Origin of the sequence: Bacillus tequilensis KCTC 13622, from assembly GCF_000507145.1 — a bacterium.
GTDB classification, from domain to species: domain Bacteria; phylum Bacillota; class Bacilli; order Bacillales; family Bacillaceae; genus Bacillus; species Bacillus tequilensis.
This window is the reverse complement of the sequence record NZ_AYTO01000032.1, coordinates 186,130-199,101: the sequence shown is the minus strand read 5'-3', so window position 1 is coordinate 199,101 and position 12,972 is coordinate 186,130. Positions and strand designations below refer to the sequence as shown.

8 protein-coding genes and 19 tRNA genes are annotated in these 12,972 nt (G+C 45.2%); 25 read left to right on the top strand and 2 right to left on the bottom strand.

Annotation, left to right across the window (positions count from 1 at the left end; translation table 11 throughout):
* The first annotated feature begins 70 nt into the window (after positions 1-70).
* The 24 genes from V756_RS0111075 (at position 71) to glgP (ending at position 9,979) form a co-directional block, all read left to right on the top strand.
* Positions 71-146 (top strand) — tRNA-Lys (locus tag V756_RS0111075).
* A 10-nt stretch (positions 147-156) separates the two neighbouring features.
* Positions 157-243 (top strand) — tRNA-Leu (locus tag V756_RS0111070).
* A gap of 5 nt (positions 244-248) precedes the next feature.
* Positions 249-323, top strand: a tRNA-Gly gene (locus V756_RS0111065).
* A gap of 14 nt (positions 324-337) precedes the next feature.
* Positions 338-423: transfer RNA gene (locus tag V756_RS0111060), tRNA-Leu, on the top strand.
* Positions 424-432: 9 nt separating this feature from the next.
* Positions 433-509 (top strand) — tRNA-Arg (locus V756_RS0111055).
* 15 nt (positions 510-524) lie between these two features.
* Positions 525-601, top strand: a tRNA-Pro gene (locus tag V756_RS0111050).
* Between the two features lie 5 nt (positions 602-606).
* Positions 607-679 (top strand) — tRNA-Ala (locus V756_RS0111045).
* A 20-nt stretch (positions 680-699) separates the two neighbouring features.
* A tRNA-Met gene (locus V756_RS0111040) sits at positions 700-776 on the top strand.
* 2 nt (positions 777-778) lie between these two features.
* Positions 779-855: transfer RNA gene (locus tag V756_RS0111035), tRNA-Ile, on the top strand.
* A gap of 6 nt (positions 856-861) precedes the next feature.
* Positions 862-954 (top strand) — tRNA-Ser (locus V756_RS0111030).
* A 20-nt stretch (positions 955-974) separates the two neighbouring features.
* Positions 975-1,051, top strand: a tRNA-Met gene (locus tag V756_RS0111025).
* Between the two features lie 65 nt (positions 1,052-1,116).
* Positions 1,117-1,193, top strand: a tRNA-Asp gene (locus tag V756_RS0111020).
* Between the two features lie 12 nt (positions 1,194-1,205).
* Positions 1,206-1,281, top strand: a tRNA-Phe gene (locus V756_RS0111015).
* 19 nt (positions 1,282-1,300) lie between these two features.
* Positions 1,301-1,376: transfer RNA gene (locus tag V756_RS0111010), tRNA-His, on the top strand.
* A gap of 10 nt (positions 1,377-1,386) precedes the next feature.
* Positions 1,387-1,460: transfer RNA gene (locus V756_RS0111005), tRNA-Gly, on the top strand.
* A 15-nt stretch (positions 1,461-1,475) separates the two neighbouring features.
* Positions 1,476-1,552 (top strand) — tRNA-Ile (locus V756_RS0111000).
* Between the two features lie 12 nt (positions 1,553-1,564).
* Positions 1,565-1,639: transfer RNA gene (locus V756_RS0110995), tRNA-Asn, on the top strand.
* A gap of 3 nt (positions 1,640-1,642) precedes the next feature.
* Positions 1,643-1,733: transfer RNA gene (locus V756_RS0110990), tRNA-Ser, on the top strand.
* 29 nt (positions 1,734-1,762) lie between these two features.
* Positions 1,763-1,834: transfer RNA gene (locus V756_RS0110985), tRNA-Glu, on the top strand.
* A 233-nt stretch (positions 1,835-2,067) separates the two neighbouring features.
* Positions 2,068-3,951 carry a 1,4-alpha-glucan branching enzyme gene (gene glgB, locus V756_RS0110980; protein ID WP_024714718.1) on the top strand — a complete coding sequence of 628 codons (1,884 nt, stop codon included), beginning with the start codon at positions 2,068-2,070 and terminating at the stop codon, positions 3,949-3,951.
* Positions 3,948-5,090, top strand: a complete 1,143-nt coding sequence (locus tag V756_RS0110975; RefSeq protein WP_024714717.1) for a glucose-1-phosphate adenylyltransferase — start codon at positions 3,948-3,950, stop codon at positions 5,088-5,090. The genes glgB and V756_RS0110975 overlap by 4 nt, the downstream gene beginning before the upstream one ends.
* Positions 5,091-5,113: 23 nt before the next feature.
* Positions 5,114-6,145, top strand: a complete 1,032-nt coding sequence (glgD, locus tag V756_RS0110970) for a glucose-1-phosphate adenylyltransferase subunit GlgD (RefSeq protein ID WP_024714716.1) — start codon at positions 5,114-5,116, stop codon at positions 6,143-6,145.
* Positions 6,142-7,596: a glycogen synthase GlgA gene (gene glgA, locus V756_RS0110965; protein ID WP_024714715.1), complete on the top strand. Its 1,455-nt coding sequence runs from the start codon at positions 6,142-6,144 to the stop codon at positions 7,594-7,596. Before glgD ends, glgA begins: the two co-directional genes overlap by 4 nt.
* Complete coding sequence (gene glgP, locus V756_RS0110960) at positions 7,583-9,979, top strand: glycogen phosphorylase GlgP (RefSeq protein ID WP_024714714.1); 2,397 nt, start codon at positions 7,583-7,585, stop codon at positions 9,977-9,979. The genes glgA and glgP overlap by 14 nt, the downstream gene beginning before the upstream one ends.
* 30 nt (positions 9,980-10,009) lie before the next feature.
* Here the strand turns inward: glgP and V756_RS0110955 are convergent, their stop codons facing one another.
* Entirely contained in the window at positions 10,010-10,477 is a 468-nt protein-coding gene (locus tag V756_RS0110955) for a TspO/MBR family protein (RefSeq protein WP_024714713.1), read from the bottom strand.
* A gap of 85 nt (positions 10,478-10,562) precedes the next feature.
* A complete protein-coding gene (gene cotI, locus V756_RS0110950; RefSeq protein ID WP_081719838.1) occupies positions 10,563-11,636 on the bottom strand; it encodes a spore coat kinase CotI in 1,074 nt (357 codons plus the stop codon).
* A 189-nt stretch (positions 11,637-11,825) separates the two neighbouring features.
* Here cotI and cotSA point away from each other — a divergent pair, with 189 nt between their 5' ends.
* On the top strand, positions 11,826-12,959 hold the full coding sequence (cotSA, locus tag V756_RS0110945; protein WP_024714711.1) for a spore coat protein CotSA: 1,134 nt from the start codon (positions 11,826-11,828) through the stop codon (positions 12,957-12,959).
* The last annotated feature ends 13 nt before the right edge of the window (positions 12,960-12,972 follow it).

Here is a 12,972-nt window from a genome sequence, read left to right as displayed (position 1 = left end):
AGGTTGGGGGTTCAAGTCCTCTTGCCGGCACCACTTTTATATGGTATAATACTCAAGTCTCTTGTAAAAAGAGCCATTAGCTCAGTTGGTAGAGCATCTGACTTTTAATCAGAGGGTCGAAGGTTCGAGTCCTTCATGGCTCACCATTTATATGTTGCGGATGTGGCGGAATTGGCAGACGCGCTAGAATCAGGCTCTAGTGTCTTTACAGACGTGGGGGTTCAAGTCCCTTCATCCGCACCATTTTTGCGGAAGTAGTTCAGTGGTAGAACACCACCTTGCCAAGGTGGGGGTCGCGGGTTCGAATCCCGTCTTCCGCTCCAACTATACCATCCACGCCGGGGTGGTGGAATTGGCAGACACACAGGACTTAAAATCCTGCGGTAGGTGACTACCGTGCCGGTTCAAGTCCGGCCCTCGGCATTAAGTTTTGCGCCCGTAGCTCAATTGGATAGAGCGTTTGACTACGGATCAAAAGGTTAGGGGTTCGACTCCTCTCGGGCGCGCCATGTTCTATATGAAATCGGGAAGTAGCTCAGCTTGGTAGAGCACATGGTTTGGGACCATGGGGTCGCAGGTTCGAATCCTGTCTTCCCGACCATTTTTGGGGCCTTAGCTCAGCTGGGAGAGCGCCTGCTTTGCACGCAGGAGGTCAGCGGTTCGATCCCGCTAGGCTCCACTTGATTTCAATAAATATTTGGCGGTGTAGCTCAGCTGGCTAGAGCGTACGGTTCATACCCGTGAGGTCGGGGGTTCGATCCCCTCCGCCGCTACCAATGGACCTTTAGCTCAGTTGGTTAGAGCAGACGGCTCATAACCGTCCGGTCGTAGGTTCGAGTCCTACAAGGTCCACCACTATACGGAGGAATACCCAAGTCTGGCTGAAGGGATCGGTCTTGAAAACCGACAGGGGTGTCAAAGCCCGCGGGGGTTCGAATCCCTCTTCCTCCGCCATATATATTCTTCTTAATCATCGCGGGGTGGAGCAGTTCGGTAGCTCGTCGGGCTCATAACCCGAAGGTCGCAGGTTCAAATCCTGCCCCCGCAACCAAATGATTTGAATGAAATAAGGAGTGCCCAAAGGGTGCAACTCAAAATAATTCATTATATAAATATGGTCCGGTAGTTCAGTTGGTTAGAATGCCTGCCTGTCACGCAGGAGGTCGCGGGTTCGAGTCCCGTCCGGACCGCCATTTAAATAATAAGGCTCGGTAGCTCAGTTGGTAGAGCAACGGACTGAAAATCCGTGTGTCGGCGGTTCGATTCCGTCCCGAGCCACCATTTATCAATATATATTTTGGCGGTTGTGGCGAAGTGGTTAACGCACCAGATTGTGGCTCTGGCATTCGTGGGTTCGATTCCCATCAATCGCCCCAAATAATAATTGCGGGTGTAGTTTAGTGGTAAAACCTCAGCCTTCCAAGCTGATGTCGTGGGTTCGATTCCCATCACCCGCTCCATTTTTATATTGTCATGGGCCTGTAGCTCAGCTGGTTAGAGCGCACGCCTGATAAGCGTGAGGTCGATGGTTCGAGTCCATTCAGGCCCACCATGATTTCTGTATTCCACAGTAGCTCAGTGGTAGAGCTATCGGCTGTTAACCGATCGGTCGCAGGTTCGAATCCTGCCTGTGGAGCCATATGGAGAAGTACTCAAGTGGCTGAAGAGGCGCCCCTGCTAAGGGTGTAGGTCGTGTAAGCGGCGCGAGGGTTCAAATCCCTCCTTCTCCGCCATATGATTACAGATATAAGCTCTCAACATCGGCCCGTTGGTCAAGCGGTTAAGACACCGCCCTTTCACGGCGGTAACACGGGTTCGAATCCCGTACGGGTCATCCAAAACCTTGCATATCATGCAAGGTTTTTTTATTTTCTATAAATTATATGATATACATACATTTCATTCTTTCTTCTATAAACAGATAACAAAAATCTCCATATATTTCGTTGTTTTTCGGAAAATGAAGTTAAATGTCAATAAGTATAAGCGCTTTCAAGAAAGGGCTTTTTTTTATTTCTTCGAATAAATATTATAAATGAAAACTATGATGTCAGAAAGGATGATTACATGGCCGCTGCCAGCCCAACAGCACATGATGTTTATCTTTTTCACGAAGGCAGTTTGTTTAAAAGCTATCAGCTATTTGGCTCGCATTACTGCGAGCTGAATGGCCAAAGCGGATATGAATTCTGTGTGTGGGCGCCTCATGCGTCAGAAGTACGAGTGGCGGGGGATTTTAACAGCTGGTCAGGAGAACGTCATGTGATGCACAGAGTGAGCGATAATGGGATTTGGGCGCTATTTATTCCAGGTTTGGGAGAAGAGGAACGGTATAAGTATGAAATCGTGACTCATAGCGGTGAGATCAAACTGAAGGCAGATCCATATGCCATTTATTCTGAAGTCAGGCCCGATACAGCATCACTTACTTACGACTTGGGAGAATACAATTGGAAAGACCAAAAATGGCAAAAGAAACAGAAGACCAGGACGATGTATGAGAAACCTGTTTTTATTTATGAACTTCATCTCGGTTCTTGGAAGAAACATTCCGATGGCAGGCATTATTCCTATAAGGAATTAAGCCAGTCACTTATTCCCTATATCAAAGAGCATGGGTTTACCCATATCGAATTGCTTCCAATATATGAGCACCCCTATGACCGTTCCTGGGGATACCAAGGAACGGGCTATTACAGCCCGACCAGCAGGTTTGGCACGCCCTATGATTTGATGAAGTTTGTGGATGAATGCCATCAAGAAAACATTGGAGTCATTTTGGATTGGGTTCCCGGACATTTTTGTAAAGATGCCCATGGCCTTTATATGTTTGATGGAGAACCTCTTTACGAATATCAAGAAGAACGCGATCGGGAGAACTGGCTATGGGGTACGGCAAACTTTGATCTGGGAAAACCGGAAGTTCATAGTTTTTTAATTTCGAATGCGTTGTACTGGGCGGAAATCTATCATATAGATGGATTTAGGGTTGATGCGGTGGCTAATATCCTGTATTGGACAAATCAGGACGAACGCCATACGAATCCATATGCTGTTCAATTTTTAAAAAAACTCAATCAAACCATGAGAGAGGCACACCCGCATGTCATGATGATTGCAGAAGATTCCACGGATTGGCCTCAAGTGACAGGTGCCGTTGAGGAAGGGGGGCTCGGTTTTCATTTTAAGTGGAATATGGGCTGGATGAATGACGTACTGACATACATGGAGACGCCGCCAGAAGAAAGACGGTATTGTCATCAGCTTATTTCTTTTTCCTTACTGTATGCGTTTAGTGAGCATTTTGTATTGCCGTTTTCTCATGATGAGGTCGTATACGGAAAGAAATCACTTCTTAATAAAATGCCTGGCGACTATTGGCAGAAATTTGCTCAGTATCGGCTTTTGCTCGGTTATATGACGGCTCATCCCGGAAAGAAATTGATTTTTATGGGTTCTGAATTTGCCCAATTTGATGAATGGAAAGACACGGAACAGCTTGATTGGTTTTTGAACTCCTTCCCCATGCATCAGAAAGCCAGCGTTTATACGCAAAATCTTCTCCGCTTTTACCAAAAAAGCAAAATCCTTTATGAACATGACCATCGTGCAAAGTCGTTTGAATGGATTGATGTCCATAATGATGAACAATCAATCTTTTCTTTTCTTCGTTATGGCAAAAGGCACGGTGAGGCGCTTGTTATCATTTGTAATTTTACACCCGAGGTCTATCATCACTACGATGTCGGTGTTCCTTTTCTTACCCAATACATTGAGGTGCTGAACAGCGACAGTGAAACATATGGAGGCTCAGGACAAATCAACCAAAAGCCGTTAACGGCCAAAAAGGGAGCTCTTCATCAAAAACCGTGTTTTATCACGATGACCATTCCTCCTTACGGCATTTCGATTTTACGGGCGGTTAAAAAAAGAGGAGAGATAAAAAGATGAAAAAACAATGTGTTGCCATGCTCCTTGCCGGCGGAAAGGGCAGACGTCTCAGCGGATTAACGAAAAATATGGCCAAACCGGCTGTATCTTTCGGGGGGAAATACAGGATTATAGATTTTACCCTCAGCAACTGTTCCAATTCAGGCATAGACACAGTCGGAATTTTAACACAATATCAGCCTCTTGAGCTGAATTCTTATATTGGAATCGGGAGTGCATGGGACCTTGACAGATATAATGGCGGTGTGACGGTTTTACCTCCTTATGCCGAGTCATCAGGGGTCAAATGGTATAAAGGGACGGCAAGCGCCATTTATGAAAATCTCAATTATTTAAATCAGTATGATCCTGAATACGTGCTGATATTATCAGGAGATCACATTTACAAAATGGACTATGGGAAAATGCTTGATTTTCACATTAAAAAGAAAGCGGATGTAACGATCTCTGTCATCGAAGTGGGCTGGGAGGAAGCAAGCCGCTTCGGCATCATGAAGACCGATGCAGATGGAACGATCACACATTTTGATGAAAAGCCCAAATGCCCTAAGAGCAATCTTGCCTCAATGGGCATTTATATATTCAATTGGCCGCTATTGAAACAGTCCCTTGAGATGGACGATCGGAATCCATATTCAAGCCATGACTTCGGCAAAGATATTATTCCTCTGCTTTTAGAGGAGAAAAAGAAGCTTTCTGCTTATCCGTTTAAAGGATATTGGAAGGATGTCGGAACGGTGCAGAGCTTGTGGGAAGCCAATATGGATCTGTTAAAAGAGGACTCGGAGCTGAAGCTCTTTGAACGGAATTGGAAAATTTACTCCGTCAATCCGAATCAGCCCCCGCAATTTATTTCATCTGACGCACAGGTGCATGAATCGCTTGTGAATGAAGGCTGTGCAGTGTATGGGAATGTGTCTCACTCCGTTCTTTTTCAAGGTGTTACTGTCGGTAAGCATGCGACTGTTACATCATCGGTGATTATGCCGGATGTGACGGTCGGCGAGCATGTAGTCATTGAAAATGCCATCGTGCCTAAGGGTCTGGTGCTGCCGGATGGCGCAGTGATCCGATCGGAAAAAGATATTCAGGAGGTGCTGCTTGTTTCAGAAGAATTTGTAGAAAAAGAATTGATTTAACGACTGAAGAGGAGGCAGAGTCAGTGTTCAATAATCAAATGTTAGGTGTTATAGATGAAACCACATATAAGCATTCTCTTCAGGATTTAGCCGCACAGCGGTCGCTGGGAGCGATCCCTTTTGCCGGCAGGTACCGTCTGATCGATTTTATGCTCTCTAACATGGTAAACGCGGATATTAAGAGTGTCGCGATTTTTCCGAAGTATCGATACCGTTCTCTCATGGATCATCTTGGGGCGGGGAAAGAATGGGATTTGCATCGAAAAAAGGATGGCCTCTTTTTTTTCCCGTCGCCCCGCCTTCACCAAGAATACGATGAATTCGGTTCCTTTCGACAGTTTTCCGACCACCTTGATTACTTTCACAGAAGCACACAGCAATATGCTGTTATCTCCAACAGCCATACCGTATGCAACATACAATTTCAATATGTGCTGAAACGCCATCAGGAAGTTGGCTGCGACGTCACCGAGGTATTTCAGGACGGCCAGCCGCTGCAAATTTATATCATGTCCACAGCGCTCTTAAAGGATCTGGTCTACGGACATAGTGAAAAAGGCTTTAAAACCATTCAGGAAGCTATTGAAAAAGGATCCTCCTCCTTGACCATTTGTCCTTATGAATATTCAGGCTATGCCGCAGTCATTGATTCGGTGGAAAAGTATTATACCCACAGTATGGAGCTCATTCAGCCTCGTTTTTGGCAGCAGGTGTTTTTGCCGCAGCAGCCGATCTATACAAAAGTGAAGGATGAGCCGCCGACGAAATACGGAAAACACAGCACTGTCAAAAATTCCTTAGTGGCAAACGGCTGTGTGCTTGAAGGAGAGGTTGAAAACTGCATATTGTTCAGGGCGGTTCATGTTGGCAAGGGAACGAAGCTGAAAAACTGCATCATTATGCAAAAAACGCAGATTGGCGAGGATTGCCTGCTTGAGCAGGTCATTTCTGATAAGGACGTTAAAATCGGCAATGCGACGGAGGCTGCGGGAACAACTGAGCAGCCGCTTGTATTAAGAAAAGGTTTGGTGCAAGGAGAGCTGATGAATTCTTGAAGGTATTATTTGCTGTGTCTGAATGTACCCCGTTTGTGAAATCAGGAGGTCTTGCCGATGTAGCAGGTGCTCTGCCAAAGGCACTTGTGCGATTAGGCAATGAAGTAGCTGTGATGCTGCCGAAGTACAGTCAAATACCTGAGCGTTGGAAAAAACGTATGAAAAAAACGGCTGAGTGTACGGTAGCTGTCGGCTGGCGCCAGCAATATTGCGGAATTGAACATATGGCAGAAGATGATGTCAATTATTACTTCATCGACAATGAGTACTATTTCAACAGGGATTCGTTGTACGGGCATTATGACGACGGTGAACGGTTTGCCTTTTTTTCAAGGGCTGTGCTGGAGGCCGCCGAAGCTGTGAATGTTCAAGCCGATATTATTCATACTCATGATTGGCACACAGCGATGGTCAATTATTTGCTGAAAGAGGAATATAAAACACATCCTTTTTATGAACAGATGAAATGCGTGCTCACGATCCACAACCTGCAGTTTCAGGGTATATTCCCGCCTGATGTCACACATGACTTGCTGGGGCTTGGGATGGATCATTTTCATTACGAAAGGTTAGAATGCAACGGATTTGTTAATTTTATGAAGGCGGGCATTATTGCGGCGGATCATGTGACAACTGTAAGCCCTACTTACAGAAATGAAATATTGACGCCTTATTACGGCGAACAGCTGGAGCGGGTTTTGCAATATAGGGAAAATGATGTAACCGGCATATTAAACGGCATTGATGATACGTTCTATCAGCCGAAAAGCGATCCCTATATAGAGGTGCATTATGATTCAGAGCATCTTGCCTTCAAGGAAGAAAATAAAAGAAAGCTTCAGCGGCGTCTGGGGCTTCCAGAGAGAAACGATATTCCGCTGATCAGTATGGTGACAAGGCTCACTAAACAAAAGGGTCTTGATCTTGTGCGCAGAATAATGCATGAACTTCTTGAGGAGCAGGAGATACAGCTGGTTGTGCTTGGCACAGGGGAACGGGAATTTGAAGATTATTTCCGGTACGCAGAATTTGCTTTTTATGAGAGGTGCCGAGCGTATATTGGGTTTGATGAGCCGCTTGCCCATCAAATTTATGCGGGCTCTGATATGTTTTTGATGCCGTCGAAATTTGAGCCGTGCGGCTTGGGACAGCTCATTGCTCTCCAATATGGCACCATTCCGATTGTCAGGGAGACAGGCGGGCTTTATGACACTGTCCGTTCTTATCAGGAGGAAGAGGGTACGGGCAATGGCTTTACGTTCTCTGCCTTCAATGCGCATGATCTGAAATTTACGATTGAGAGGGCGCTGTTGTTTTATCGTCAAAAGGATGTATGGAAGAGCATCATGAAGACCGCAATGAATGCAGATTACAGCTGGGAGCAGTCAGCGAAAGAGTATCAGCGCATTTTCGAGCATGTGACAAGGAGTGGACGGGATGTTCTCAAGTAAAGAACGCTTTGCAGCCTTATTTTTAAAGCGTCTGGAAATGACGTGCGGAAAAAGCTTTAAAGACTCCGCCAAGCTGGATCAATATAAAACGTTGGGCAATATGGTCAGAGAGTATATCAGCGCTGATTGGATCCAGACCAATGAGAAGAGCAGGTCCAATGCCGGGAAGCAGACATATTACTTGTCAATCGAATTTCTTCTCGGTCAGCTCCTTGAACAAAATTTAATGAATCTTGGCGTTCGTGATGTTGTAGAAGCAGGTTTAAAGGAAGTCGGCATCAATTTAGGGGAAATCCTTCAGATTGAGAGTGATGCAGGTCTCGGCAACGGCGGGCTTGGACGCTTAGCCGCATGCTTTTTAGATTCGCTCGCTTCATTGAACCTGCCGGGACACGGGATGGGTATCCGTTATAAGCATGGCCTGTTTGAGCAAAAAATTGTAGACGGGCATCAGGTGGAGCTGCCTGAGCAATGGCTGAAAAACGGGAATGTGTGGGAAGTGAGAAATGCGGATCAGTCTGTTGACGTGCCGTTTTGGGGCGAGGTCCATTTGACAGAAAAAAACGGGCGTCTGCATGTTCGCCATGAGCAGGCGACAATTGTTACCGCTGTTCCTTATGATATTCCGATCATCGGCTTTGAAACGGGCACGGTCAATACGCTAAGGCTTTGGAACGCCGAGCCCTATACGCATTATCACGGCGGAAATATATTGTCTTATAAGCGGGAAACAGAAGCTGTTTCTGAATTTTTATATCCCGATGACACTCATGACGAGGGGAAAATATTACGGCTGAAGCAGCAGTATTTTTTAGTATGCGCAAGTTTGAAAAGTATTGTAAACAATTACCGGAAAACAAACAAATCTTTATCCGGGCTGCATAAAAAAGTAAGCATCCATATTAATGACACCCATCCTGCGCTGGCCGTGCCTGAGCTGATGAGGATTTTGCTTGATGAAGAGAATATGACCTGGGAAGAGGCCTGGCATATCACCGTGCATACGATTTCTTATACAAATCATACGACATTGTCAGAAGCGCTAGAGAAATGGCCGATTCATTTGTTTAAGCCGCTGCTCCCGCGAATGTATATGATTATTGAAGAAATCAATGAAAGGTTTTGCCGTATGGTTTGGGAAAAGCATCCGGGGGACTGGAAAAGGATAGAGAACATGGCGATTACGGCGCATGGTGTTATCAAAATGGCTCATCTTGCCATAGTGGGCAGCTACAGTGTAAACGGCGTTGCCAAAATTCATTCCGATCTTTTAAAGGAAAGGGAGATGCGCGACTTTCATTTGCTGTTCCCAAATCGTTTTAACAATAAGACGAATGGAATTGCCCACAGGCGCTGGCTGTTAAAAGCGAATCCCGGCTTATCTGCCATCATCACGGAGGCGATCGGCAATCAATGGGTGAAACAGCCGGAATCACTAATCGGCTTAGAACCGTACGCTTCAGATCCTGCTTTTATTGAGCAGTTTCAAAATAACAAAAGCAGGAAAAAACAAGAGCTTGCCGATTTGATTTTTTGCACGGCGGGTGTTGTTGTGAACCCTGACAGCATATTCGACGTACAGGTAAAGCGGCTTCATGCCTACAAACGGCAGCTGCTGAATGTTCTTCACATTATGTATTTGTATAATCGCCTCAAGGAGGACACTGGATTTTCAATTTTCCCGCAAACCTTTATTTTCGGGGCAAAGGCTTCACCAAGCTATTATTATGCCAAGAAAATCATTAAGCTGATCCATTCTGTCGCCGAAAAAGTCAATTATGATCCGGCGGTTAAACAGCTGATCAAAGTTGTTTTTTTAGAAAACTATAGAGTTTCTATGGCTGAGCGAATTTTTCCGGCGTCAGATGTAAGTGAGCAAATTTCAACCGCAAGCAAGGAAGCGTCTGGTACAGGAAATATGAAATTTATGATGAATGGCGCTTTGACGATCGGCACGCATGATGGCGCAAATATTGAGATCCTTGAGCGGGTGGGGCCTGATTGTATTTATACATTCGGTTTAAAGGCGGATGACGTTCTATCGTATCAGGAAAACGGCGGCTATAGATCGAGGGAATATTATCAGCATGACCGCAGAATCAGACAGGCAGCGGATCAGCTGATCAACGGTTTTTTTGAAGGGGAAACAGTTGAATTTGAAGCGATTTATGACTCGCTGCTTCCGCATAATGATGAGTATTTTGTGCTGAAGGATTTCAGCTCATATGCTGAAGCGCAGGAGCGAATTCAAGCTGATTATTGCGATCGGCGGAAATGGTCTGAGCGTTCGATTGTAAACATTGCCCATTCTGGATACTTCTCCAGCGACCGCACGATCCGGGAATATGCGAAGGACATTTGGGGCATCAAGCCGATGATGTGAAAAAGCCGCAGTATAAGCGGCTTTTTTGGTTCACAGGTTCATTGACTCGATTGTAAAGGATAAGAACGTTGCAAATGCGCTCCATAAAACATAAGGCAGAAGAAGATAGCTTGCGGCTCTGCTGTATTTTTTTGAAACAATCATTAATACGAGTGCTGTAATGGCGACGAGCAGGCAGTCAATCGATGCGGCCAGCAGATTTTTTTGCGTGAACTGGAAATAGCTGAATGCTTGATTGAGCACGTAATTGATCAAAAGCGCAAACCAAAAGCTTTTCGCACCTTTAAGTGAAAACGCAACATATACAATGGCAGCTGAAAGGGAAATGAGGGCAAACAGGATGGCCCAAATGATGCCGATTGCAGATCCGCTTGGCGTCCAGTCCGGTTTTTTCAATGAATTGTACCATTCTTGGTCAATTGGAAATAGGTAGCCTGCGGCTGAGAACAGCGCATATGTAATCACAAAAACTGCTATGGCGCCGGCAATCTTCTTCATGTTCGCACCTCCGTATGTATTTATTTTACATTTACCCTTTATCATATAAAAATCAAACCCCCGATATACGGGGGAAATGATGGTTTTAAATCAGCTGCTGCAATGCGTTTGCTTTTATGCGTTCATATTCAAAAGCTGACTCCAATTCTTCCTTCGGTAAAGCAGATTTACGAACGTATTTTTCACGAATGACATCATAAAGCTCATAAGGAAACAGCATATCAATAAACATGACTTGTTTTTGTTCATCAGTTAAGGGCGCTCTGGATTCATATGCGTTCAGCATGACATGAAATGTTTCTTCATCCCAAACGCCTGTTGTATCCAACAGAGGAATAATCATTTTGCGCAAATCGCGAATAGGCAAATCAAATGATACGGTATCTAAGTCGATGACCCAAATCTGTTCGTTTTCCCCTAAAAGAGTATTTCCGGTTCCGTAATCCTGGTGGCAAAGGTTAGGGCTTTTTTTCAGCTGTTCAGTCCATGGAACATAAGACGATTGCAAAAGCCGGTCTTTGATGCGCAGTCCGTCTTCAATAAAGCTGTCTATCTCCTGCAGATATAGCTGTGAGAAAGGATCTTCGTTTTCCATCTGCGCCATCAGCTTCCATGTGTCCATCTGTTTGCACCGTTTTGTGTAGTGATTCGGCCAGCGCCCCAGTTTGGTGAATACGGGAACGCCATTTGGCGGCTGATATCCGACGGAGGCTGTATGAAAATCAGCAAGGCCTTTCATGATAAACTCCAAATCCGACTTTACAGTCAGCTCAAACGGCCTTCCTTCGATCCAGTCATAGACAACAAATAGAAAGGAGCCATGCTTGGAATATAGGCTGCCTTTTTTGTTTGGGCGTATGCCTGGAACATTCATGCCTTTTTTTGCTAAATAATCCTGCGCGAAAATAGAAAACAAGGCTTTCTTTTCGGGCCTGTGTATTCGTTTCAGACACACCGCGCCGGAGTCTGTGTGAATCTTCCATACTAGCGCCATCTGGTTACCCTGAATGACGTCTATCTTTTCGACCTGTATATCCCATCCTTGAAGCACATTTTCAGCCAGCTCGGTTAATTTTCTTTCATCTTCTGCTGATAAAGGAAGCTCTGATGAATTTCCCTCCTCAATGACTTCTTGGTTTTCTGCCATTAAAGGACACATCCTTACCTGTTTTACTCCTACCTTATGAATCAAAAGCAAAAAATGATTGAGATATTTGACTATATTTAACAGAAGGATATGGTTGTTTACCCGTTTTGTTTTTGAGCCAGTCCCAATCCGCACAAGTTGGTTGTTCAGCCGTATCATGATTCTAACTAGTTACAAATCACGCAGGAATGGAGGCTATGTATGAAAATAGCACTGATCGCCACAGAGAAGCTTCCTGTCCCCTCGGTTCGAGGAGGCGCTATTCAAATCTACCTCGAAGCGGTTGCCCCTTTGATTGCCAAAAAACATGAGGTGACTGTGTTTTCTATTAAAGATCCGAATCTCGCTGATAGAGAGACGGCAGACGGTGTCCATTATGTGCATTTGGATGAAAAACGTTATGAAGAAGCTGTTGGAGAAGAGCTGAAAAAGAGCCGATTTGATCTTGTGCATGTTTGTAATCGCCCAAGCTGGGTGCCGAAACTGAAAAAACAGGCGCCGGACGCTGTTTTTGTTTTAAGCGTTCACAATGAAATGTTCGCTTACGATAAAATCAGCCAGGCAGAAGGTGAGGTTTGCATCAATTCAGTAGCGCAGATTGTTACGGTCAGCGATTATATCGGCCGGACGATCACAAGCCGTTTTCCGTCAGCACGATCAAAAACAAAAACGGTGTATTCCGGTGTGGATTTAAAGGCATACCATCCCCGCTGGACGAAAGAAGGACAGCGGGCTCGCGAAGAGATGCGAAGCGAGTTGGATTTTCACGGCAAAAAAATCGTCCTGTTTGTCGGGCGGCTCAGCAAAGTAAAAGGCCCGCACATTTTATTGCAGGCGCTGCCTGACATTATCGAGGAGCATCCCGATGTGATGATGGTATTTATCGGGTCAAAATGGTTTGGGGACAACGAGTTAAATAACTATGTCAAACATCTTCATACTCTTGGTGCGATGCAAAAGGAACATGTCACATTTATTCAATTTGTGAAGCCAAAGGACATTCCGCGTCTTTATTCCATGTCAGATGTATTTGTGTGCTCTTCGCAGTGGCAGGAGCCTTTAGCAAGGGTGCATTATGAAGCGATGGCTGCGGGACTGCCTATTATTACAAGCAACAGGGGAGGAAATCCAGAGGTCATAGAGGAAGGGAAAAACGGTTACATCATTCATGACTTTGAAAATCCGAAACAATATGCTGAACATATCAATGATTTACTGAACAGCTCGGAAAAACGGGAACGGCTTGGGAAATACAGCCGCCGTGTGGCAGAAAGCCAATTCGGCTGGCAGAGGGTGGCGGACAATCTGCTCAGCGTGTATGAAAAGAACAGATAGAAGGGGTGAACAG